Source organism: Micromonospora phaseoli (genome assembly GCF_900109115.1).
Classification (GTDB): domain Bacteria; phylum Actinomycetota; class Actinomycetes; order Mycobacteriales; family Micromonosporaceae; genus Micromonospora; species Micromonospora phaseoli.
Genome location: NZ_FNYV01000006.1, coordinates 216,982 through 239,087 on the forward strand (window position 1 = coordinate 216,982; position 22,106 = coordinate 239,087).

Annotated in this window: 19 protein-coding genes; 11 read left to right on the forward strand and 8 right to left on the reverse strand. The window is 71.7% G+C overall.

Annotation, left to right across the window (positions count from 1 at the left end):
* Positions 1-807, forward strand: coding sequence for an HAD family hydrolase (locus tag BMY89_RS17320; protein ID WP_092381029.1), 807 nt, complete (start codon positions 1-3; stop codon positions 805-807).
* A 10-nt stretch (positions 808-817) separates the two neighbouring features.
* On the opposite strand, the gene BMY89_RS17325 is transcribed toward BMY89_RS17320, so the two are convergent.
* A complete protein-coding gene (locus BMY89_RS17325; RefSeq protein WP_092381030.1) occupies positions 818-1,564 on the reverse strand; it encodes a Fic family protein in 747 nt (248 codons plus the stop codon).
* A 332-nt stretch (positions 1,565-1,896) separates the two neighbouring features.
* On the opposite strand from BMY89_RS17325, the gene acs reads away from it, so the two are divergent.
* The 4 genes from acs (at position 1,897) to BMY89_RS17345 (ending at position 8,105) form a co-directional block, all read left to right on the forward strand.
* Positions 1,897-3,891 (forward strand): acetate--CoA ligase, encoded by a 1,995-nt coding sequence (gene acs / locus BMY89_RS17330; protein ID WP_092381031.1) that lies wholly within the window; start codon positions 1,897-1,899, stop codon positions 3,889-3,891.
* A gap of 263 nt (positions 3,892-4,154) precedes the next feature.
* Entirely contained in the window at positions 4,155-6,560 is a 2,406-nt protein-coding gene (locus BMY89_RS17335; protein ID WP_092381032.1) for an immune inhibitor A domain-containing protein, read from the forward strand.
* Between the two features lie 120 nt (positions 6,561-6,680).
* The gene (locus BMY89_RS17340) at positions 6,681-7,115 is read left to right on the forward strand and encodes a DUF5818 domain-containing protein (RefSeq protein ID WP_092381033.1); all 435 of its coding nucleotides are present in this window, start codon (positions 6,681-6,683) and stop codon (positions 7,113-7,115) included.
* Between the two features lie 57 nt (positions 7,116-7,172).
* A complete protein-coding gene (locus tag BMY89_RS17345; protein ID WP_092381034.1) occupies positions 7,173-8,105 on the forward strand; it encodes an alpha/beta fold hydrolase in 933 nt (310 codons plus the stop codon).
* A 16-nt stretch (positions 8,106-8,121) separates the two neighbouring features.
* Here BMY89_RS17345 and BMY89_RS17350 read toward each other — a convergent pair whose 3' ends face one another.
* Together BMY89_RS17350 and BMY89_RS17355 are read right to left on the reverse strand one after the other, a co-directional pair.
* Positions 8,122-8,487: a hypothetical protein gene (locus BMY89_RS17350; RefSeq protein ID WP_092381035.1), complete on the reverse strand. Its 366-nt coding sequence runs from the start codon at positions 8,485-8,487 to the stop codon at positions 8,122-8,124.
* Positions 8,484-11,411 carry an SseB family protein gene (locus BMY89_RS17355; protein ID WP_232521395.1) on the reverse strand — a complete coding sequence of 976 codons (2,928 nt, stop codon included), beginning with the start codon at positions 11,409-11,411 and terminating at the stop codon, positions 8,484-8,486. The genes BMY89_RS17350 and BMY89_RS17355 overlap by 4 nt, the downstream gene beginning before the upstream one ends.
* Before the next feature lie 151 nt (positions 11,412-11,562).
* Here BMY89_RS17355 and mycP point away from each other — a divergent pair, with 151 nt between their 5' ends.
* Positions 11,563-12,783: a type VII secretion-associated serine protease mycosin gene (gene mycP, locus BMY89_RS17365; RefSeq protein WP_092381036.1), complete on the forward strand. Its 1,221-nt coding sequence runs from the start codon at positions 11,563-11,565 to the stop codon at positions 12,781-12,783.
* A 38-nt stretch (positions 12,784-12,821) separates the two neighbouring features.
* On the opposite strand, the gene BMY89_RS17370 is transcribed toward mycP, so the two are convergent.
* Both BMY89_RS17370 and BMY89_RS17375 read right to left on the reverse strand, forming a co-directional pair.
* On the reverse strand, positions 12,822-13,115 hold the full coding sequence (locus BMY89_RS17370) for a WXG100 family type VII secretion target (RefSeq protein WP_092381037.1): 294 nt from the start codon (positions 13,113-13,115) through the stop codon (positions 12,822-12,824).
* Positions 13,116-13,140: 25 nt separating this feature from the next.
* Positions 13,141-13,461 carry a WXG100 family type VII secretion target gene (locus tag BMY89_RS17375; protein WP_092381038.1) on the reverse strand — a complete coding sequence of 107 codons (321 nt, stop codon included), beginning with the start codon at positions 13,459-13,461 and terminating at the stop codon, positions 13,141-13,143.
* A gap of 238 nt (positions 13,462-13,699) precedes the next feature.
* On the opposite strand from BMY89_RS17375, the gene eccE reads away from it, so the two are divergent.
* From eccE to rarD, 4 genes are all read left to right on the forward strand, one after another.
* Positions 13,700-15,580 carry a type VII secretion protein EccE gene (gene eccE, locus BMY89_RS17380; RefSeq protein WP_092381039.1) on the forward strand — a complete coding sequence of 627 codons (1,881 nt, stop codon included), beginning with the start codon at positions 13,700-13,702 and terminating at the stop codon, positions 15,578-15,580.
* 45 nt (positions 15,581-15,625) lie between these two features.
* On the forward strand, positions 15,626-16,012 hold the full coding sequence (locus tag BMY89_RS17385; protein WP_092381040.1) for a phage holin family protein: 387 nt from the start codon (positions 15,626-15,628) through the stop codon (positions 16,010-16,012).
* 150 nt (positions 16,013-16,162) lie between these two features.
* On the forward strand, positions 16,163-16,660 hold the full coding sequence (locus BMY89_RS17390; RefSeq protein ID WP_092381041.1) for a GNAT family N-acetyltransferase: 498 nt from the start codon (positions 16,163-16,165) through the stop codon (positions 16,658-16,660).
* Complete coding sequence (gene rarD / locus BMY89_RS17395) at positions 16,657-17,592, forward strand: EamA family transporter RarD (RefSeq protein WP_092381042.1); 936 nt, start codon at positions 16,657-16,659, stop codon at positions 17,590-17,592. Before BMY89_RS17390 ends, rarD begins: the two co-directional genes overlap by 4 nt.
* 26 nt (positions 17,593-17,618) lie before the next feature.
* Here the strand turns inward: rarD and BMY89_RS17400 are convergent, their stop codons facing one another.
* Together BMY89_RS17400 and BMY89_RS17405 are read right to left on the reverse strand one after the other, a co-directional pair.
* Entirely contained in the window at positions 17,619-18,311 is a 693-nt protein-coding gene (locus tag BMY89_RS17400) for an anti-sigma factor family protein (protein ID WP_092381043.1), read from the reverse strand.
* Complete coding sequence (locus tag BMY89_RS17405; RefSeq protein WP_232521407.1) at positions 18,308-18,802, reverse strand: sigma-70 family RNA polymerase sigma factor; 495 nt, start codon at positions 18,800-18,802, stop codon at positions 18,308-18,310. The genes BMY89_RS17400 and BMY89_RS17405 overlap by 4 nt, the downstream gene beginning before the upstream one ends.
* Positions 18,803-19,048: 246 nt before the next feature.
* On the opposite strand from BMY89_RS17405, the gene BMY89_RS17410 reads away from it, so the two are divergent.
* On the forward strand, positions 19,049-21,169 hold the full coding sequence (locus BMY89_RS17410) for a PhoX family protein (protein ID WP_092381044.1): 2,121 nt from the start codon (positions 19,049-19,051) through the stop codon (positions 21,167-21,169).
* A 76-nt stretch (positions 21,170-21,245) separates the two neighbouring features.
* Here BMY89_RS17410 and BMY89_RS17415 read toward each other — a convergent pair whose 3' ends face one another.
* Positions 21,246-22,028: an IclR family transcriptional regulator gene (locus tag BMY89_RS17415; RefSeq protein ID WP_092381213.1), complete on the reverse strand. Its 783-nt coding sequence runs from the start codon at positions 22,026-22,028 to the stop codon at positions 21,246-21,248.
* Positions 22,029-22,106: the final 78 nt, after the last annotated feature.

Sequence of the window (22,106 nt, forward strand, 5' to 3'; positions counted from 1 at the left end):
GTGGGCCGAAGTGCCGCTTTCTTCGATCTGGACAAGACCGTCATCGCCAAGTCGAGCGCCCTGGCGTTCGGCAGGCCGTTCTACCGGGACGGCCTGATCACCCGGCGTGACGTGGTCAAGTCTGCGTACGCCCAGCTGATGTTCCGGCTGGGCGGCACCGACGAGCAGACCATGGCCCGGACCCGCGACTACCTTGCCACCCTCTGCAAGGGGTGGCCGGTGGAGCAAGTCCGCCAGATCGTCGCGGAGACGCTGCACGAGCTGATCAATCCCTACGTGTACGCCGAGGCGGCCGCCCTCATCGAGGAGCACCAGGCCGCCGGCCGCGACGTGGTGCTGGTCTCTGCGTCCGGTGAGGAGATGGTGCGTCCGATCGGCGCGCTGCTCGGGGTCACCGACGTGATCGCGACCCGGATGGGCGTGGTCGACGGCCGGTACAGCGGCGAGGTCGAGTTCTACGCGGCGGGCCCGAGCAAGGTGGAGGGGGTCAGCGAACTCGCCACCGAGCGTGGGTACGACCTCGCCGACTCGTACGCCTACTCCGACTCGTACAGCGATCGGCCGTTGCTCGAATGCGTGGGTCACCCGACGGTGGTCAATCCGGACCGGCAGCTGCGCCGGCTGGCCGTCGAGAACGCCTGGCCGGTGCTGGAGTTCCGGCATCCGATCCCGTTGGGCCGGCGGCTGCGGGAGCGGCCCGCCGTGCCGGTCGCCGCGGCCGCGCTCGGCGTGGGTGTCGGGGTGGCGATCGGCATCGCCTGGTACGGCCGGCACCGCCGTACCCGCGCCAGCTCCTCCCCGGCCTGATCGCCGCAGGTCAGGTGCTCGCCAGCACCTCGTCACCGACCGCGATGAGCTGGTCGGCGCCCGCCTCGACCGCAGCGGTGTAGTGGCGCAGCCAGGATCGCAGGCCGTCCGGTGTGCCGGTGGCGAAGGCGCCGGCCGCACCCACGTACTCCGGCTCGCGTTCGCGGTGACCGACGTCGACGGCGAGCAGACCGCGCGGGTCGAACCCGGTGGAGAGCAGCACCAGGCGGGCCGCGCCGCGGGCGACCACTCCGGAGGGGCCGGCGAACGGACGCAGGTTCAGCAGTTCCCCGTGTACGACGGCGGCCAGCACCAGCGGGGTGACCCTGGTGCCGCCGGCCACCAGCCCGGCCAGTCCGTCCAGCCGGGCGGCGACCACCGGGTCGTCGATCGGGCGGCCGAGTTCGGCCTCGGTGACGACGTCACGGGCGGCGAGCACGTGGAGTTTCGCCAGCGCCTGTCGGGGAGCCTTCGGCCAGAGCTCGCTGAGCCCGGGTAGCGCCCCGGCCACCCGCAGCGCCCCCTGGAGCACCGGTTCGGTGACGGTGCCGGCGCGGACGGCCTCCTGCTCGTGGACGCGGCCTTCGAGCGCGGCGCTGGCCACCGCGGAGCGCAGGCTCACCTCGGCCACCACGGGGCCGCCGTGGCGGCGCAGCGCGCGGTGACCGAGCGCCTGGTCGAATCGGGTACGGGCGCGCTCGACGGCTTCGGCGATGTCGGCGAGTTCGAGTAGCGGCGCGAGCGGGTCTGCGGTCACCCCGTCACGCTAGCGACCGGGTCGGCCGGACCGGGCGGGAGTGGCCGGCAACGCGACGCGCACCACCGACCTGCAGTGTTAACAGGGGGCCCTTGCTCTACCGGAGGCGTTAACAAGGGGCCCTTCCTTGCACCTCGGCGCGTGGGAGGGGCCGTTTGGCGACGGGGGCGGAGGGGATCGGTCGCCGAGGCTGGCCAGCCGGACTAACCTGCCGGGGAGACGCAGGTCACCGGAGCGACGAGGAGTCACCGCATGAGCGAGCGGCAGCGAGCGAATCATCAATGCAGCGCACTGGCGCCTCATGCTGGCACGGAGCGAAGCGGGGTGCTGGCATGAGCGAGGCGTTGGCCAATCTGCTGAACGAGACTCGCCAGTTCCCGCCGCCGGCTGAACTCGCCGCGCACGCCAACGTCACCGCCGACGCGTACGCCGAGGCGCAGGCTGACCGGCTGGCCTTCTGGGAGCGCCAGGCCGGGCGGCTGAGCTGGGCCAAGCAGTGGGATCAGGTGTTGGACTGGTCCACGCCTCCGTTCGCGAAGTGGTTCGTCGGCGGGCAGTTGAACGTGGCGTACAACTGTCTCGATCGGCACGTCGAGGCCGGCCGGGGTGACCGGGTGGCGATCCACTGGGAGGGCGAGCCGGGCGACACCCGCACCATCACCTACGCCGACCTGCACCGGATGACCTGCCAGGCGGCGAACGCGCTCACCGACCTGGGCGTGGTCGCCGGTGACCGGGTGGCGATCTATCTACCGATGGTCCCGGAGGCGGCGGTCGCCATGCTGGCCTGCGCCCGGATCGGCGCCACGCACAGCGTGGTCTTCGGTGGCTTCTCCGCCGAGTCGCTGACCAACCGGATCCAGGACGCCACGGCCAAGGTGGTGATCACCGCCGATGGCGGCTACCGGCGGGGCAAGCCGTCCGCGCTGAAGCCGACCGTGGACGATGCGGTGGCGAACTGCCCGTCGGTCGAGCACGTCCTGGTGGTGCGGCGGACCGGTGAGGAAGTCGCCTGGTCGGAGAAGGACCACTGGTGGCACGAGACGGTGGAGCAGGCGTCCGCCGAGCACCAGGCGCAGCCGTTCGACGCCGAGCATCCGCTGTTCATCCTGTACACCAGCGGCACCACCGCCCGTCCGAAGGGCATCCTGCACACCACCGGCGGCTATCTGACCCAGACGTCGTACACCTCGCACGCGGTCTTCGACCTGAAGCCGGAGAGCGACGTCTACTGGTGCACGGCGGACATCGGCTGGGTGACCGGCCACTCCTACATCGTGTACGGCCCGCTCTCCAACGGCGTCAGCCAGGTGATGTACGAGGGCACGCCGGACACGCCGCACAAGGGCCGGTTCTGGGAGATCGTCGACAAGTACGGCGTCACGATCCTCTACACCGCACCGACGTTGATCCGCACCATGATGAAGTGGGGCGAGGACATCCCGGCCGGCTACGACCTGTCGACGTTGCGGCTGCTCGGCAGCGTCGGTGAGCCGATCAACCCCGAGGCGTGGATGTGGTACCGGCAGTACGTCGGGCGGGGCGAGTTGCCGATCGTGGACACCTGGTGGCAGACGGAGACCGGCAGCATGATGATCTCGCCGCTGCCGGGGGTGACCGCCGCCAAGCCGGGCTCGGCGATGACCCCACTGCCGGGCATCGTCGCCGACGTGGTGGACGACCAGGGGCAGGCGGTGCCGAACGGCGGCGGCGGTTACCTCGTGCTGCGCGAGCCGTGGCCGTCGATGCTGCGCACCATCTGGGGCGACGACAACCGGTTCATCGAGACGTACTGGTCCCGGTTCGGAGCCGGCGCGAGCGGTGGCTCCGGCGATCCGTGGATCTACTTTGCCGGTGACGGCGCGAAGAAGGACGACGACGGGCACGTCTGGCTGCTGGGTCGCGTCGACGACGTGATGCTGGTGTCGGGGCACAACATCTCGACCACCGAGGTGGAGTCGGCGCTGGTCTCGCACCCGTCGGTGGCGGAGGCGGCGGTGGTCGGTGCCACCGACCCCACCACCGGTCAGGCGATCGTCGCGTTCGCCATTCCCCGCGGCAGCACCGACATCTCCGGTGCGGCGGGCGAACAACTCATCGCCGACCTGCGCAACCACGTGGCGAAGACGCTCGGTCCGATCGCCAAGCCCCGGCAGATCATGTTGGTGCCGGAGTTGCCGAAGACCCGATCCGGCAAGATCATGCGCCGGCTGCTGCGGGACGTGGCGGAGAACCGCTCGCTGGGTGACGTGACGACGTTGCAGGACTCGTCCGTGATGGCGCAGATCGCCTCCGGCATGGGTGGGGGCCGCTCCGACGAGGACTGACGCAAGGCGTACGACCTGATGGGTGGTGGTCCGGCGTGGACCGCCACCCATCGTCGTATCCGGCGGCGCCTCGGCGGCCCGGTGTGACAGTGAAGACCTCTCCCAACAACTACCTGAAACAAATCCACGTCCAACCCTTCCCACCAGCCCCAGCAGTGCCTAAATTCACCAATGGCCCCATTCATGGCGGCCGTTTTCACCGGCCCACAACCCCCGACGGGCCGGTTCCCTCAATCCGGAGGTACCACGTGCGGAAAGTCGCAGTGGGTCTGCTCGGGCTCTCGTTGACCGCGACAGGACTGACGGTCGGCGGATCCGCCACCGCCGCGCCGCAGCCGGAAACGCCGGCAGCAGCGTCGTCGAGCGCGGAGCCCGCCCACGCCGAACACGACCTGCCGAACCCGCTGGAAGCCAAGCGCCGCGCCCTGCGTCAGGAGGGCCTCAGCGAGGTGCTCTCGGGCCGCGCCGAGGCGGAGCGGATCAACGGCAGCATGGTGGTCGAGGTCGGCGAGCGGGCCACCCGTGGCGGTAAGGCCGGTCGCAACGCCAAGACCACCAAGGGCGGCAAGGGACCCACCGAGAAGCAGTACGTCGAGTTGTCCCGGGAGAAGACCGATCGGATCTTCGTGATCCTCGCCGAGTTCGGCGACCAGCGGCACCCGGACTACCCCGACCAGGACACCGACCCGGAAGTCGCCGGCCCGGTCCGGTTCGACGGGCCGATGCACAACGAGATCCCCGAGCCGAACCGGTCGGTGGACAACTCCACCGTCTGGCAGCCGGACTACGACGCCGACCACTACCGGAAGCTCTACTTCGGCACCGGGCCCGGCGACGAGTCGGTGAAGCAGTACTACGAGGCCCAATCCTCGGGGCGGTACAGCGTCGACGGCGTGGTCACCGACTGGGTGAAGGTCGACTACAACCAGGCCCGATACGGCCGCTCCAGCGGCTACCCGTGCGACGGGATCGTCTGCTCCAACGTCTGGGCGCTGGTGCGCGACGCGGCCAACCAGTGGGTGACCGCGCAGCAGGCGGCGGGCCGCAGCGACGAGGAGATCGCCGCCGACGTGCGGGCGATGGACCAGTGGGACCGGTACGACCACGACGGTGACGGCGACTTCAACGAGCCGGACGGCTACATCGACCACTTCCAGATCGTGCACGCCGGTGGCGACATGGCCGACGGCGACCCGATCTACGGCGAGGACGCGATCTGGAGCCACCGCTGGTACGCGTACGCCTCCGACCAGGGGCGCACCGGCCCGCCGAACTTCCCGGCCGGCGGTACCCAGATCGGCAGCACCGGCATCTGGATCGGTGACTACACCATCCAGCCGGAGAACGGCGGCCGGAGCGTCTTCTACCATGAGTACGCCCACGATCTCGGCCTGCCGGACGACTACAACGTCATCAGCGGCGGTGACAACAACAACGAACACTGGACCCTGATGGCCCAGAGCCGGCTCGGCGCCAAGAACGACGGCGGCATCGGCGAGCGCGGCGGCGACCTCGGCGCCTGGAACAAGCTCCAGCTCGGCTGGCTCGACTACGAGGTGATCGTGGCCGGGCAGAAGCGGACCATGACCCTCGGTCCACAGGAGTACAACACCAAGGAGGCCCAGGCCGCCGTGGTGGTGCTGCCCGAGCGGGAGTACACCTTCGACAACGGCGCACCCTTCGAGGGTGACAGGCAGTTCTTCTCGGGCAACGCCGACGACCTGAACAGCACCATGACCCGGGCGTTCGACCTGACCGGGAAGTCCTCGGCCGACCTGTCGTTGAAGGGCCGCTACAGCATCGAGGCGGACTACGACTACCTCTTCTTCGAGACCTCGGTCGACGGTGGACAGACCTGGGCGTCGCAGCCCGGCAGCGTCGACGGCCGACCGTTGAAGGAGATCTCCCCGGGCCGGTTCGCGCTGGACGGCAGCTCCGAGGACGAGTGGGTGGACATCGAGATCCCACTGGACTCGGTGGCCGGCGGCGATGTCGCGTTCCGGCTGCGCTACCAGACCGACGGTGGTGTCTCCGAGGGCGGGTTCTTCGGCGACGCGGTCACCCTGACCGCTGACGGCGAGACCGTCTTCACCGACGGTGCCGAGTCCGACCCGGCCGACTGGGCGCTGGCCGGCGGGTTCGAGGTGGTCGAGGAGAGCTACACCCGGAGCTTCGCGAACTACTACATCGCGGGCACCCGACAGCACATCTCGTACGACAAGTACCTGAAGACCGGCCCGTACTTCTTCGGGTACGCCAACACCAAACCTGACTACGTGGACCACTACGCGTACCAGGAGGGCCTGTTGATCTCGTACTGGAACACCCGGTGGGCGGACAACGACACGTTCGCGCACCCGGGCGAGGGCCGGAACCTGATCATCGACGCCCACCCGCGGCCGATCTACAACCTGACCGGGCAGCCCTGGCGGGCCCGGATCCAGGTCTACGACGCGCCGTTCAGCCTGAAGAAGGCGGACTCGTTCACGCTGCACCTCAACAGCCAGCCGCAGTACATCCGCGGGCAGGCCGCGCAGCCACTGTTCGACGACACCAGGCAGTACTGGTTCCCGGAGCTGCCGAACCACGGCGTCAAGCTTCCGGCCACCGGTACCAAGATCAAGGTGCTGGAGCAGGACGGCATATACACCAAGGTCCGTTTCTCCTGAACCGCTGAGCAAAAGGGTTGATGCCCCGGGCAGGCCAGCTGCCCGGGGCATCACTTCGCCCGAGGGGCATCGCACTGCCCCGGCCGGGAACCGGCCCGACGGTGGTCGCGTCGTACCGTCATGCCCACCACCGTCCGCGTCCGCGTGCCGGCGGCCCTTCTCACCGCGCTGCTGGTGCTGGCCGGGTGCGGCGACCGCAGCGCAGACACCGTGACCGCCGAGCAGAGCCCCACCGGCCAGCCGCCGGACGGGCGTACCAACGAGACGCTCTCCCCCACCGAACCGCCCCTGATCGGCACCCCGACGGCACCACCGAGCCAGCCGACCGAGCTGCGCAAGTCCAACGTGCTGGCGGGCCGGCTCAGTCGCGGCGGTGACGGTCCGTGCTACACCCTGGTCACTGACGACGGCCGGGAGTACGCGTTGCACGGAGCCGACCACGGCACCTTCGCCACCGGCAGCTGGGTGCGGGTCACCACCGGGCCAGCGACCGCCGACGTGGACTGTGGTCCCGGAATCCCGGTCAGCATCCTCAAGATCAGCCCGGTCGGCTGACCGCTGCCGAGCCCCGTCGAGCCGAGCGACCGGCGTCGGGGTCCTAGGCTGTCGGTCATGACCGAGCAGCGTGGCGACGCCGTCGACGAGTCCTGCGTCCTCACGGAAGGACCGTGGACGCACCGGTTCGTCGGTGCCAACGGCAGCCGGTTCCACGTCGTCGAGGCGGGCACCGGCCCGATGGTGCTCTTCCTGCACGGCTTCCCCGAGCACTGGTGGGCCTGGCACCAGATGCTGCCCGCCGTCGCCGACGCCGGGTTCCGCGCCGTCGCCATGGATCTGCGTGGCTACGGCGCCAGCGACAAGCCACCCCGGGGGTACGACGGCTACACGCTGGCCGCCGACGTCGCCGGGCTGATCCGCGCCCTGGGCGAACGCTCGGCGACCGTGGTCGGCGCCGGTGCCGGCGGGATGATCGCCTGGACGGTGGCGTCCTTCCACCCGGCCCTGGTCCGCCGGCTGGTGGTGCTCGGCGCACCACACCCACTGCGGCTGCGCGCCGCCCTCTTCGCCGATCCGCGCGGCCAGTTCGCCGCGTCGACTCCCGCGCTGAAGTTCCAGCTTCCCCGCTACGAGCACCTGCTGACCCGCGACGAGGGGCGGGCCGTGGACGAGATCCTGCGCCGGTGGGGCGGCGACCGCTGGGTCACCGGACCGGAGTTCGCCGGCTACGCGCGGCGCTACCGGGAGGCCATGCGCATCCCGCAGGCGGCGTTCTGCGCGCTGGAAGGCTACCGCTGGGCGTTCCGGTCGGTGCTGCGGCTACACGGCTACCGGTTCGTCAAGCTGATGCAGCGCCCGCTGGTCACTCCCACCCTGCAACTGCACGGCGCGCTCGACGTGGCCTCGCTACCGCGTACCGCCCAGGGTTCGGGGCGCTACGTCAGCGCCCTGTACGAATGGCGGCTGCTCGACGAGGTCGGACACTTCCCGCACCTGGAGACACCGGAACTGGTGCTGGGCGAGATTCTCCGCTGGGCGAAGTCCTGAGCCGACGCCGCTGGTCTCAGACCCGCTTCTCACGCACGTCGGTGACCTCACCGACGGGTGCCCACCCCTGGTAGACGCCGAAGTCGAAGGCTTCCAGCCGCATCGCCTGGGCGACCGGCCAGCGTCCGCCGGTGTACTCGACCCGCAGCCACCCGTCGTGCTCGGCCAGCACTATGAACGGCTGCCCCTTCCAGGTGCAGGTCGTCCGCACGTACGCCAACTCCTCCACCTCGGCGGCCGGAACGACTCGGACGTGCCGGCCGGGACGCACCTCCGCGAAGCCCTCAGCCGCCTCCTGCTGGTAGAGCCGGATCTCCCCGCCGTCCGGGCTGGCCGGGTACTCCCGGCCACGCCAACGGGCCACATAGCCGTCCCGCATCACCGCTCACCGACCTGCTGCCAGGAGTACGTGTCGGCGTCGAGGACGGCGACCAGCACTTCGGCGCCCTCGGCGTCGATGCGCAGCAGCTGCGCGCCGTGCGGCAGCCGGACGCTGTCCACCTTGAACTCGGCCAGCACGTCGCTGCTCTCGCCTGGGGCGAAGCCGTTGCCACGGAACGGTGGGCGTTCGATGACCCAGCCTTCCATCGCCCGCATGGCGGCCTCGTTCTGGCCGCCGTACGGGATGCGGTAGAGGCTCGGCCGGTACGCCGGCCACCTGAGCACGTAGATCTGCTCGGCGTCCGGCGCGAAGGGCGACTCCGGGTGACTCAGACCGAGCGCCTGGTAGAGCGCGGTCGGCGTGGTGAGGTGTGCCAGCTCGCTGGCCCGGTGCACGAACCCGGAGACCCGGTCGTAGCCCCGTTCCAGGTAGTAACCGAGCTGACTGGGGGCGATCGCCTTCTGCATCACGATCGGGCGCGCCGGGTCGGCCGGCGGCGCCGCCGACCGTGGACCGCTGGCCGGCGCGGACGCCGTGCCAGCCGGCTCGGGCTCGCCCTCGGAGTCGTCGCCGAGGCCGAGTTCAGCCGCCCAGGTGGCCAGTCCGATGATCTGCTCGCCGGGCAGCTTCGCCCCGACGGGTGTGCCGGGGTTCACCGCGAACGACCACGAGGTGTCGGGCCACCGGCGGATCAGCTGCACGAAGCGGACCTGAACCGTCTCGGCGGTCGGGTCGGTGTGGTCGGCCAGGCGCTGCGGCGAGGTGTAGGCCACCACGAAGGTCTGGCCGTCGAGCTCGACGGCCGGCCAGACGAACCCCGGATCGCCGGGCCGACTACCCGGGGCGGAATCGGCCGCGACCGGCATCAGGACCCGGGCCAGCAGCAAGGTGGACAGGAACGTGTCGGTGCTGCCAGCACCCGCGGCACCGAGCAGGTCCTCCTCGACCTCGTTGGCGGGTTGGAAGGGCGGATCAGCGGTGGCCGGGGCGGCCGGATCGGGTGCGGCGGAGGGTGCGCCGCCGGCCGGTGGAACGGCTCCCGTGGCCGGCGCGGCGATCGCCGACGGCACGATCGCCGGAGGCGCGGCCGGGACCGGCGCGGCGGGCGACGGCGCGGCAGGGGCCGGCGCGGCAGGGGCCGGCGCGGCAGACGACGCTGCGGCGGGCGACGGCGCGGCCGGCGACGCATGCACCGGGGCGGCAGCCGGGGCCGCCGACGCGTACCCCGGCTCCGCACCGACCTCCGGCTCCGCAATCACCGTGTGGACCGGGACGGTCGGCTCGGGCGGCGCAGTCACGATTGGGACCGTCGGCTCGGGCGGCGCAGTCACGATCGGGACCGTCGGCTCGGGCGGCGCACTCGCGATCGGGACCGTCGGCTCGGATCCCAGCGTGGGCCCGGGCACCGTCGGCTCGGATCCGGCCGTCGGGATGCGCGCCGTCACCTCCGGCGCATCGTCGCCGGTGGGCCGGTGCGGGCGCGGAGCGGGCATGGCTGGGACCCCGTTGGTGGGGATGAGGTCACGGGCCTCGATGATGGTGCCCTCGATGACGATCGGCGTGAAACCGCGACGCGTCGCGGGCGGGCCGGAGACCGGCTCGGCCACCGACACCGGCAGCTCCTCCTCGTCCGTGCCGTCCGTCGGCCGGCGACGAGGTAGCCCCTGGTTAGCCTCTCCGCCGCCAGCGGTGGGATCACCGCCGGCGGGTGCGGCCCAGCCGGCCGGCGTGGTCACCCGAAGCGGCCGGGTCGTCTCCTGGTCGGCTGGACCGGGTGGGGGCAGCGGCTGGGTAGCTTCCTCGCTCGCCTCGGTCGAGATCCGGTTGGCGGATTGGTCGTCCTCGGCGAAGACGAAGGCGCGCGAGTTTCCCTCGGACGACGGATCGCCTGCCGCCCCCCGCCGAGGAAAAGGCTGACCGCCGCGGAAGCGGGACGGCGGTGCGGCCCGATCGGCCAGGCGGTCGCCACGATGGCTGGGACGACCGGCCGCGGGTTCGAAGAAGGATCGCGGAGGGCTCTGCTCGGCCCCGGTCTCGGCGGGACGGCCGTTGGTCGGCGATCCCGGCCGCTCGGACGTCGTCGGTCGCCCCCGGCCGGAGAGGCCGGGATCCTCGCTGCGGAACGGCATCGGTCGGCGTAAGGGTGCAGCGCCCGGACCTTCCGGCCCGCCACCGAAGCCGCCCCGCCGGTCGCCGCCAACGGCACCAGGACGACCGCCACCGGCGCTCGGTGAACTGTCCGGCGTCGCCTGGCCGGGCCGCGCGGGCGCCCATCCGGCGGGCTCCTGCCGGGCCGCTCCGCGGGCCGGGGCCGGCGCCACCACGGGCACCTCGGGAAGATGGATGGTCGCGGGGACCGACGGAACCGGTGACGGCGCGGTGGGTCGGCTCGGACGGATACCGGGCGGTCGCTGTTTCGGCGTCCCGTTCGCCGCCGCCGGGGCGGGCGGAACAGGCGTGCCCGGGGTCGCCTCGCGGGACCGGTTCAGCGCCTCGACCCGTTCCAGCCGGGCGCGGGCGCCCAGGGTGCGTCCCGGTAGCCGGACGTCACCGCGGGACAACTGGGAGACATACCACGCGGGCAGGTAGCCCTCGATGGGTAACCCGGGATTGACCGCCAGCCACCACTCGTGGTCGGGCCAGGCCGTGGCCAGCTCCGCGTAGCCGGTGCGTCGACTCGGGCCGGCGTGCTCACCGAGGCAGACGCGCATCGCCTCGGCGGAGGTGAACGCCAACACGTGGGTACGGCCGCCGGTGGTCCAGGTGCCCCAACCCACCGGCGCCTGCCCTGCCGCCGCCTGTGCGGAGACCGGCAGCAGCAACTCGACGCTGGACAGGATCCGGAAGTAAAGCTGCTGGTCATTGCCGAGCAGCGCGTCGCGTAGCGCCGCCTCGGCCTCGGTGGCCGGCTCCCATTCGGTCACGGCCACCCCCCTCCCGGACACAGGTCATAGGTATCGCTTACAACCTACAAGGTGCCTTCAAGATCACAATGCCAGGCCGACAGTGGTACGCCCGGTGCGGCGGGAAGCGATAACATCCCGTTCCGGTACCGACACGATACGGAGGCGGTCGATGTCCCGGTACCCCACACGTCCCCTCCTGGCAGGTTTGACCACCCTGCTGACCGCTCCGACGACGGCGGTGGCGTTCGCGGCACCGGCTCCGGCCGCACCGGCCTGCGTCGCGCCGCCGGCCCCGGTCGGGCCCGTGTCCGCCGCCCCCTGGCCCCAGCAGCGGTACGCCCCAGAGCGACTCGCTCCGCTGGCCACCGGGGCGGGGGTGACCGTGGCGGTGATCGACTCGGGCGTGGACACGCGGCATCCTCAGCTCGCCGGCCGGGTACTCGCCGGCACCGACCTGCTCGACCCGGGCGGTGACGGCAGCCGCGACTGTGTCGGCCACGGCACCGGCGTGGCGAGCATCATCGCCGCCGCCCCGCACGACGGGATCGCCTTCCGCGGGTTGGCGCCGAATGCCCGGATCCTGCCGGTCAGGGTCAGCGAGCAGCAGGTCGTGGATGGTCGCGGGACGGGGCGCACGGTCAGACCGACGGACTTCGCCCGGGCACTGCGGTGGGCGGTGGACCACGGTGCCGACGTGCTCAACCTCTCCGTCGTGTTGTACCGCGACCATCCGGCGGTCCGCGCGGCGGTGGCCCACGCGGTCGCCCGCGACGTGGTCGTCGTTGCCGCTGCCGGCAACCTGCACGGCAGCGGCAACCCGCGCGCCTACCCGGCGGCGTACGACGGGGTACTCGCAGTGGGCGCGGTCGCCGCGGACGGTCAGCGGGCCGACTTCTCCCAGACGGGCGCCCACGTGGACCTGGTCGCGCCTGGCACGGACGTGCTCATCGCCGCCCCCGGGCAGGGCCACCACCTAGCCGAGGGGACCAGTTACGCCGTGCCCTTCGTCGCCGCCACGGCGGCGCTGCTACGCCAGTACCGCCCCGACCTGACCGCGGTCGAGGTGACCCGGCGGATCGTCGGCAGCACCGACCCGGCGCCCGACGGTGGGTACGGCGCGGGGTTGCTCAATCCGTACCGGGCCGTCACCGAGGCCGGCGGCGGCCAGCCGGCGCGCTCCGAGCCGGTGGCGGCGCTGGCCGACGACCGGCCGGGCCCGGCGCTGCTGGCACAGCAGGACCGCCGGGCCACCGCGAGGCGACGCGCGGTGCTGCTGGCCTCCGCCGGCATGCTGGTGGTGGCCGCAGTCGCACTGGCGGCCCTGGTCCTGCCCCGGGGAACCCGACGGCGCTGGCGCCCGGCCGATCCGGACGAGCAGCACGCGGGGTGACGCCGGCCGGATCGACCGACGCCACCACGCGACGGAGGTCACTGGAAGAGGCCAGCGTTCCGCTTCTCCGTGTCGAGGTAGTCGGACGCCGACTCGTCGACCGCGAGCTTGATGTCCCGCAGCATCGCCTGGAGGTCCTGCGAGACAGTACGCCATCGGGTCTGCCGCTGCTCGTACGCCTGCCGGGCCGCGCCGGACCAGCTGGCCACCAGCGGTGCCGCGTCGCTCTCCAGCTGACCGAGCTGCGCGTCGAGCGTGTTCAGCGCCCGCTGAATGTCCGCGCTGGCCTGTTGCAACGCGGCGAAGTTGACGACCAGTACACCGTGCTCCATCGGATCCTTCCCCCTCGGTCGTGGCCTAGAGCGGCAGCTGGATGCCGCCGCGGTTGGTGGCGGCCACCCGACTGGCCGCATCGGTGTCCGACGCGTCGTAGTGCGTGCCGGCGGTGCGGATCGCACCCGCCGTCTCCCGCAGCGCCTGCTGCAGGCTCGCCTGGTCCTGCGCCCACTGCTGTTTGACCTGCTCGAACGACCGGCCGCCAGCCCCGCGCCAGGCCTGTTGAAGAATCTCCAGGCGGGTCAACAGTCCACTCAGCATCGACTGCAACGACTGGTCGGTCTGCTCGAACTTCGCCGCGGTCTGCTGCATCACCGCGGCTTCTGCCTGGGTCTGGGACACCCCGGACGTCACCTCGTCTCCTCGATCGTGGCTGGCCCCTTGCGCTGGAATGCACCACCCACACCGCCGGAGGACCAGCGCGACGCGGGACGGGCCAACGAGAACTCGTCGCTGACAGTAGCGACACGATCGCAATAGTGCTACCCCATCCCGCTCCCCTGTGGACAACGCGGACATTCGACGGTAACTACTATGGGCGTCATCAGGGTCGCGGCGAGTGACCGGCGGAGGAGGCGCGATGGCGACGACCGGCACGCCGGCCCGGCCGACCCCGATCCAGTCGCCCTCGCCGGACGAGCCCTCGACCGACGAGCCCTCGCCGGACGAGCCCTCGCCGGAAGCCGGACGCCGGATCCCGCCCGGGACACCACAGTGGAGACGCGGCAGGCGGTGGCGGCTGCACCGGCCGGGTACCGGTCAGATCGTCACCACACAGGTGGCGCTGGCAGGGCTCGTCGCCACGCTGGGCCGATCTCCGCTGGCGACGCTGGCCGCAACCCTGCTGGCTGCGATGCTGCTGACCCTGACCTGGTGCCGGGTCCGCCAGCGCTGGCTGCACGAGTGGCTGCCGGTCGGCCTGGGCCATCTCGCCCGCCGACGGAAAACCACGCCCACAGCCGGCCCGGCGGCCCTGCTCGGCCTGGTGGACCCGGGCTTCATCATCCACCCCGCCGAGCTGGCCGGCGCCCCCGCCGCGGTACTGGACGACCCGGCCGGCCTGGTGGCGCTGCTGGAGATCGGTGACCCTGCCGACCTGCTCGGAGACGGTGCGCGTCCGCTGCCGTCTCCCGCGTCGCTGCTGCCGGCGGGCGCCGGCCAGTCCCCACCCGTGCGCCTGCAACTCCTGCTGACCGGTAGAACGGCACCGGCGGTCGCCTCCGGCGCCGGCCTGGCGGCCACCTCGTACCGGCAGCTCACCGACGGGCGGCTGGCCGGCTGGGAGCGGGCGGTGCTGGCCGTCCGGGTGTCGCGGGCCCGGGGCTGGCCGGAGGAGGTGCTGCACCGCACGCTCGCCGGCACTGTCCACCGGATCATCCGACGGCTGCGGCCACTGGCCGTGCGACCGTTGGGCGAGCAGCCGACCCTGCGGATGCTGGCCGAGTTCGCCCACCTCGACAGGCGAGGGGTGCGGGAGTCCTGGCAGGCGGTGCGGTCGGGCGGGCTTTTGCAGACCACCTTCCGGCTGTCCCGGTGGCCGACGACGGACGCCGCACCCCAGCTCGTACCTCAACTGCTGGGTCTGCCGGCGACCGCGACCACGGTGTCGCTCGACGTCGGGACGGACCCGCCGGCCGGTACCGGCCTGACCGTACGGCTCAGCGCGGTCTCCGCCGCCGAACTCTCCGCCGCCGCCCAGGCGCTACGCCGGACGGTGACGGCGGCCGGCGGGGCGGTACAGCGGCTCGACGGCGCACACCTGAGCGGGCTTGCCCGCACCCTGCCGCTGGCCCTGCCCGGCCCGCCGCCGACGCTACCCGGCGGCGCGGACCTGGACCTGCCGTACGGCTCGGCGGGACTGATGCTCGGCGTCAACCGGCACGGCAGCGCCGTCACCGTCCGGCTTTTCCGCCCGGAAAGCACCCGGGTGATGCTGGTCGGCGGGGTACGCGCCGCGCAGTTGATCACCCTGCGCACGATGGCACTCGGCGCCCAGGTGGTCGTCCAGACGACCCGCCCACACGCCTGGGAGTCGTTCGTCCGGGGCGCGGTCAGGCCGGGTGGGACGATCCCCCTGCTGCCGCCGGGTCGGCCGCTGCCGGGGCATCCGGCGACGCCGCTGGCCCCGATGCTCGTGGTGCACGACGCGCCTTCGCCGCCCGCCGGTCCGCGGCCGGGCACCGCCTGGCAGGCCACCCTGCTGGTACGCGACGAGCTGATCCCGGCCGACGCGGACGCGTTGGGCCGCGCCGACCTGGCCGTGTTCCAGCCGTTGAGCCCGGCCGAGGCGGCGGTCGCCGGCACCGCGCTGGGGCTCGGCGACTCCGCGCAGTGGCTCACCCGGATCCGGCCCGACATGGTCGCCGTGGTCAACCGGCGGGCCCTGCGCTGGGCGCTGCTCGCCGGCACGCCGATCGAGACGCAGCTCATCGGTCACCCGGTGCGCGACCGATGTGGATGATCTCGCGGGTTCCGCCCACGCGCCGGCCATGGCACCATGCCCGCCATGGGTTTTCTGAAAGGTCTACTGATCCGGGTCGGCGCCACGGCGGTGGCCTTCTGGCTGGCCACACTGATCATCCCCGGCATCTCTCTTGAGTCGAGTTCGGTCTCCGAGACGGTGCTGACGCTGATCCTCGTCGCGGTCATCTTCGGTGTGGTCAACGCGGTGCTCCAGCCGATCATCAAGACCGTCGGCTGCGGTTTCTACCTGCTCACCCTCGGCCTGATCGCGCTGGTGGTCAACGGCCTGCTGTTCCTGCTCACCGGCTGGATCGCAGACCAGGTCGGGCTGCCCTTCGACGTCGACGGCTTCTGGCCCGCCGCGGTGCTGGGCGCGCTCTTCGTCGGCATCGTCACCTGGATCCTCGGCGCGATCCTCGACCGCGACTGACACCTGCCAGCCGGCAGGGTCACCACGTGGACCCGGGCAGTTGCCGTTCGATCGGTGGCTGCCCGGGGCCCGCGCGCCACCCGAGGTGACCGGCCATATCGCGGGAATTGGCCACTGAACCGGGCAGGTGGGCGCACTAGCGTCGCAGGCGTGTTCTCCACGACCCGCAGCGACGGCTACACGATCAGCACCGATCCGGACCGGCTCGATCTGGACCTGGTGCACACCTGGCTCTGCACGGACGCTTACTGGGCGCTCGGCCGGGACCGCGAGACGGTGGTGCGGGCATTCGCCGGCTCGATCGGATTCGGCGTCTACCACCCGGTGGACGGCCGGCAGGTCGCCGTAGCCCGGGTGATCACCGATCGGGCCACCTTCGCCTATCTCTGCGATGTCTACGTCGACCGGGCCGAGCGGGGCCACGGGCTGGGCACCTGGCTGGCCGGGGCGGTCCGCGACCATCTGGGCGGGCTGGGCGTACGCCGGATCCTGCTGGCCACCAACGACGCGCACGGGGTGTACGAGAAAATCGGCTTCTCGCCGGTACGGGCCGACCGGTGGATGGAGTTCGACCGCCGTTACCTGGCCGTGAGCCCGCTCACCAGCAAGGACCAGCCGGTGGATCCGCCCCTTACGGTGGAGGCGTGACGCCGCTCCGCCTCGGATACCTCTACGGCCTCGGTGCGTACCTGCTGTGGGGGTTCTTTCCGCTCTACTTCAAGCTGCTGCGCCCGACCGGCCCGCTGGAGATCCTCGCCCACCGCGTGGTGTGGTCCGTCGCGTTCGTCGCCCTGCTGCTCGCCGCGCTGCGCAACATCGGCTTCCTGCGGGCCCTGCTGCGCCGGCCACGCACGCTTGCCGGCATCGCCTGCGCCGCCACGCTGATCGCCGTCAACTGGTTCACCTACATCTACGGCGTCAACTCCGACCGGGTGGTGGAGACGGCCCTCGGCTACTTCATCAACCCGCTGGTGGTGGTGCTGCTCGGGGTGCTGGTGCTGCGCGAACGGCTGCGTCCGGCGCAGTGGGCCGCGCTCGGCGTCGGCGCGCTGGCGGTGGCCGTGCTCACCGTCGACTACGGCCGGCTGCCGTATCTCGCGCTCACCCTGGCTTTCACCTTCGGCGGGTACAGCCTGGTCAAGAAGCGTCTGGGCCTGCCCGCGGCGGAGGGCCTGTTCGTCGAGTCGGCGGTGCTGGCGCTGCCCGCGCTGGCCTTCCTCGGTTGGCTCGCGGCCACCGGTGACGCCACGTTCGGCCACGTCTCGGCCGGGCACACGGCGCTGCTGGTGCTCGCCGGCGCGCTGACCGCCATCCCGCTGCTGCTCTTCGCCGGGGCGGCCAACCGGCTCCCGCTCACCGCCCTCGGCATGCTCCAGTACGTGGCGCCGATCCTCCAACTCGGCTGCGGCGTGCTGATCTTCCACGAGCCGATGCCACCGGCCCGGCTGGCCGGTTTCGTGCTGGTCTGGCTCGCCCTGATCGTCTTCACCGGCGACGCCCTGCGGCAGGCGCGACACAGCCGCCGCCTGCGCCCGGGCACCGACGTGCCGTCCCCGGCCGCCGTCGCCCCCACCCCCTGACCGCCCGCTCGCCGGCGGGCAGCCGCTCAGCGGACGTCGTAGGCGAGGACGGGAGTGCCGTCCGCCCGGATCAGTTCCAGCCGGACCAGTTCGGCGTTGGTGAATCGGGTCGCGCCACTGATCCGCAGGTCGTCACCGGGGGCCGCCAGCCAGGAACCGATCTGCTCCTGCGAGCCGTCCCCGGCGTGGGCCACCAGCCGGAAGGTGTTCGCCTTGCCGTACCCGGTCCGCTCGTCGTACCCGCAGTGCATGGTCACCTCGGTGCCCCAGTTGGTGCCGGTCAACCCGATCTCGGCGTGCACCGGCACCGACCCGGCCACCGGCTGCATCTCGACCATCCGCACCTGGGCCACCGGTGCCGTCGCCCCCTGCCCCGGCAGCAACGTGGCCACCCCGAAGCCGACCACCAGGGCGAACGCGGCCGCAGCCAGGCCGGTGACCGCGTACCGCAGCCGGTTGGCCTGTCGTTCGCGGCGCCGACGGTCCCGGGCGGCATTGAGCAGTTCGGGCACCCGGGGGTTCTCCGGCGGCGGCAGGAACTGCTCCAGGCTGGCCGGGTCCAACCGGCCGAGCAGGCCGGGCAGGACGGCTATCTCGGAGACCGACTGCTGGCAGGCCGGGCAGTCGACAAGGTGCCGCTCGTAGGCCGCGCGATCGGTCGGGGAAAGCGCACCCAGCACGTACGCGCCGTCGTCGTACATGAACTCGCAGCGCTTCATCCGGTCACCCCCATCTCGGCCAGGACGAGACGTAGCGAACGCAGCGCGTAGTGGGTCCGGGACTTCACCGTGCCCGGCGGCACCCCCAGGCGGGAGGCGGCCTCGGAGACCGATCGCCCCTGGTAGAAGCACTCGACCAGCACGTCTCGGTGCGAGGGGCTGAGCCGGTTCAGCGCCTCCGCGACCGTCCACGCCTCGACGGCGCGTTCGGTCTCGTCGACGACCTCCGGCGGCTCGGGGAGCTCGTCGGTGTAGATCTCACCGACCCGGGTCGACCGCCGCCGCCAGGCGTCGATCGCCAGGTTCCGGGCGGTGGTGAAGAGCCAGGCGCGGACCGATCCGCGCCGCGGATCGAGCGACTCCGGATGCCGCCAGGCCCGCAGCAGCGTCTCCTGCACCAGGTCCTCGGCGCGCTGCCGATCACCGTTGACCAGTCGCAACGCGTGCGTGTACAGCGCGTCGGCATGCTCGTCATGCAGAGCGCGCAGCAGGTGGGCGTCGTGGTCGCTGATGGTGCTCTCCTCGCACTCGACGCGAGCGGGCGCGGCGTTACGACCTGAGATACGTGCGGTCACGCCGATCGGTTCAGTCCCAGCTCAAACCCGGGATTCCCGGCGCGGAGTTCATCGCTGGTTCACATCGACGCTGACCCACGCTCACCACGCTCTCCTAGCGTCCGGCGGGTACGCGTCGGTGAGCTGCACCGGCGTGCACCGACCCTCAGGAGGATCCTCCCCATGAGCGACCGTCCCCGGCTGCTCCCGTTGCTGCGCACCCCCCGCCACGGCAGCCGCGATGCCATGACCTGCCTGTACCGCTGCGGCAACGCCTGTGACCACCCGGTACCCAACACCTCCGACAACGCGTACTTCGGCGACGTGGTGAACGCCGAGGTCTCCCGCCGAGGCGTGGTCCGCGCCGGGGCGGTCGGTGCGTTGGTGCTCGGCTTCGGCGGTGCCGCCGCCGGTGCGCTGGCCGGCGCGGCTCCCGCCGCCGCGGCCCCGGTGTCCGCCGCGCCTCTCGCGACCCCGGCCACCGCCGGCCGTCGCCCGGGTAGCGGCGCGCTGAGCTTCAAGCCGATCCCGCCGAACACCCTGGACACGTTCGTCGTGCCCAACGGGTACGACCACGCAGTGATCATCCGCTGGGGCGACCCGGTGCTGCCCGGCGCGCCGGCGTTCAACCTGCACCGGCAGACCGCCGCCGCGCAGGCCAAGCAGTTCGGCTACAACAACGACTACGTCGGCGTGCTGCCGCTGGACAAGGGCGGCAAGCGGGCGCTGCTCGTGGTCAACCACGAGTACACCAACGAGAACCTGATGTTCCCCGGCTTCACCAGCCAGGACGCGCTCAGTGTCGAGCAGGTGAAGGTGGCGATGGCCGCGCACGGCATGTCCGTGGTGGAGATCGAGCGGGTCGCCGGCACCGGCCAGTGGCGCCTGGTCACCGCCGGCCGCCGCCCGTACAACCGGCGCGTCGACGCGCTGAGCAGCACCTTCGAGCTGACCGGCCCGGCCGCCGGCTCGTCGTTCGTGAGGACCGCGGCCGACCCGAAGGGACGCACGGTCATCGGCACGCTGAACAACTGCGCCGGCGGCACGACCCCGTGGGGCACGGTGCTCTCCGGCGAGGAGAACTTCAACCAGTACTTCGTCGGCGGTGACGGCGCGCCGGAGTCCGAGAAGGCCCGACTGGCCCGCTACGGCATCAGCACCACCACCCGCTACCCCAGCGACAACCGCAAGTGGGACCGCGTCGCCGCCCGCTTCGACCTGGCCAAGCACCCCAACGAGGCCAACCGGCACGGTTGGATCGTGGAGATCGACCCCTTCGACCCGGAGAGCCGCCCGCGTAAGCACACCGCGCTGGGCCGGTTCAAGCACGAGGGCGCGAACGTCATCGTCGCCAAGAGCGGCCACGTGGTCGCGTACATGGGCGACGACGAGCGCTTCGACTACCTCTACAAGTTCGTCTCGGACCGGAAGTTCATGAAGGGTGACTCCTGGGTCGCCCGCAAGCACAACCTGACGCTGCTGGAGTCCGGCACCCTCTACGTCGCCAAGCTCGACCAGACCAGCGCCGGTGAGATCGACGGCTCCGGCACCCTGCCCAGCGACGGCGCCTTCAACGGCAAGGGCCGCTGGATCAAGCTGGTCAGCGGCAACCGTTCGTACGTGGACGGGATGACCGCCGCCGAGGTACTGACCTTCACCCGGCTCGCCGCCGACAAGGTCGCCCCGACCAAGATGGACCGTCCCGAAGAGGTCGAGATCAGCCCGGTCACCGGCAAGGTGTACGTGGCGCTGACCAACAACACCAACCGGGGCGTCGGCAGCAACCCCGGGCCGGACGAGGCGAACCCGCGTACCGGTAACCGGCACGGCCAGATCCTTGAGCTGGTCGAGAACCGGGGAGACAACACCTCGGACACCTTCACCTGGTCGTTGCCGATCGTCTGCGGCGACCCGGCGGACCCGTCGACCTACTTCGCCGGGTACGACAAGACCAAGGTGTCGCCGATCTCCTGCCCGGACAACCTGCTGTTCGACCGGGTCGGAAACCTCTGGATCTCGACCGACGGCAACGCCCTGGGCAGCAACGACGGCCTCTTCGCCACGCCCATCGAAGGGCCGGAGAGGGGCCGCCTGAAGCAGTTCCTGACCGTGCCGCTCGGCGCGGAGACCTGCGGCCCGTTCTTCACCGAGGACGAGCGTTCGCTCTTCGTCGCCGTACAGCACCCGGGCGAGTTGACCGGTGCGACGGTCGAGAAGCCGGCCTCCACCTGGCCCGACGGCGACTACGCCAAGCCGGGTGTGGTGGTGACCTGGCGGCTGGACGGCGGACCGGTCGGCAGCTGACCCCGCCCCGGCGTCCGCGCCGGCCGCCCGCCCGACGGCCCCCTCCCCACCAGGGCGGGGGCCGTCTCGGTGGGCGTCAGGTGTCGGCGGCGATGCCGTCGGCGATCGTGCGGGCCGCGGCGAGCAGTTTGGCCCGGACCACCCGGGCGGAGGTCATCATCTCGCTGGCCGGCAGGGCACAGGCCAGTACCGTCCGCCGTTCCATGTCCTTGTCCGGGTTGACCAGGACGGCGGCGCAGGCCACCCCCTGCCGGAACTGGCCCAGCTCCAACTGCATCCCACGCCGCTCCCCGGCCACCAGGTCGGCCTCGAACGCCTCCGGCGTGGTGAGGGTGGCGGTGGTGAACGGGCGCATTCCGTAGTCGCGCAGGTAGCGACCGCGCTGCTCGGCGGTGAGGGTGGCCAGCAGCGCCTTGCCGAGCGCCGTGGCGTGCGCCCCCTCGTCGAAGCCGGGCACGAGATCCTCCAGGTACGGCGACCGGTTGCCCTCCGCGACGGCGGTGATCGCCACCTGGCCGCCCACGAACCGGCCCAGATAGTGACTCCAGCCGGTCTCGATGGCGGCCCGGCGCAGGCTCTCGCCGATCGCCGGGGAACCGCGGAACGCCGCCACCAGCTCCCGGTAACGGTCGGCCACCTCCAGGCCCACGATGTACGTGCCGTCCTCCCGACGGATCACGTAGCCCTCGTACGCGAGGGTGCGCACCAGGTGGTAGGTGGTGGCGACGGTCAACTCGCAGCGGCGGGCGATCTGTTTCACCGTCAACCCGCGCGGGGCACGACCGACCGACTCAAGCACTCGAAGCGCGCGGGAGACACTCCGGATCAGGTCCGAAGGTTCCGCCAGGGGGTCACGCACAACCACCTCCGCCACCGGGGACTTACACCATATGAAAAAGTCGCCCGCCGCGAAACGCCTGATCGGGTGGAGGATCCA

What these genes read in the sequence shown, in the direction of transcription:
- BMY89_RS17345 (WP_092381034.1), top strand. Translation starts at nt 7,173, where the DNA reads ATGACCGAGCAGCGTGGCGACGCCGTCGACGAGTCCTGCGTCCTCACG.
- BMY89_RS17400 (WP_092381043.1), bottom strand. Translation starts at nt 18,311, where the DNA reads ATGAAGCGCTGCGAGTTCATGTACGACGACGGCGCGTACGTGCTGGGT.
- BMY89_RS17410 (WP_092381044.1), top strand. Translation starts at nt 19,049, where the DNA reads ATGAGCGACCGTCCCCGGCTGCTCCCGTTGCTGCGCACCCCCCGCCAC.
- acs (WP_092381031.1), top strand. Translation starts at nt 1,897, where the DNA reads ATGAGCGAGGCGTTGGCCAATCTGCTGAACGAGACTCGCCAGTTCCCG.
- BMY89_RS17370 (WP_092381037.1), bottom strand. Translation starts at nt 13,115, where the DNA reads ATGGAGCACGGTGTACTGGTCGTCAACTTCGCCGCGTTGCAACAGGCC.
- BMY89_RS17385 (WP_092381040.1), top strand. Translation starts at nt 15,626, where the DNA reads ATGGGTTTTCTGAAAGGTCTACTGATCCGGGTCGGCGCCACGGCGGTG.
- mycP (WP_092381036.1), top strand. Translation starts at nt 11,563, where the DNA reads ATGTCCCGGTACCCCACACGTCCCCTCCTGGCAGGTTTGACCACCCTG.
- eccE (WP_092381039.1), top strand. Translation starts at nt 13,700, where the DNA reads ATGGCGACGACCGGCACGCCGGCCCGGCCGACCCCGATCCAGTCGCCC.
- BMY89_RS17340 (WP_092381033.1), top strand. Translation starts at nt 6,681, where the DNA reads ATGCCCACCACCGTCCGCGTCCGCGTGCCGGCGGCCCTTCTCACCGCG.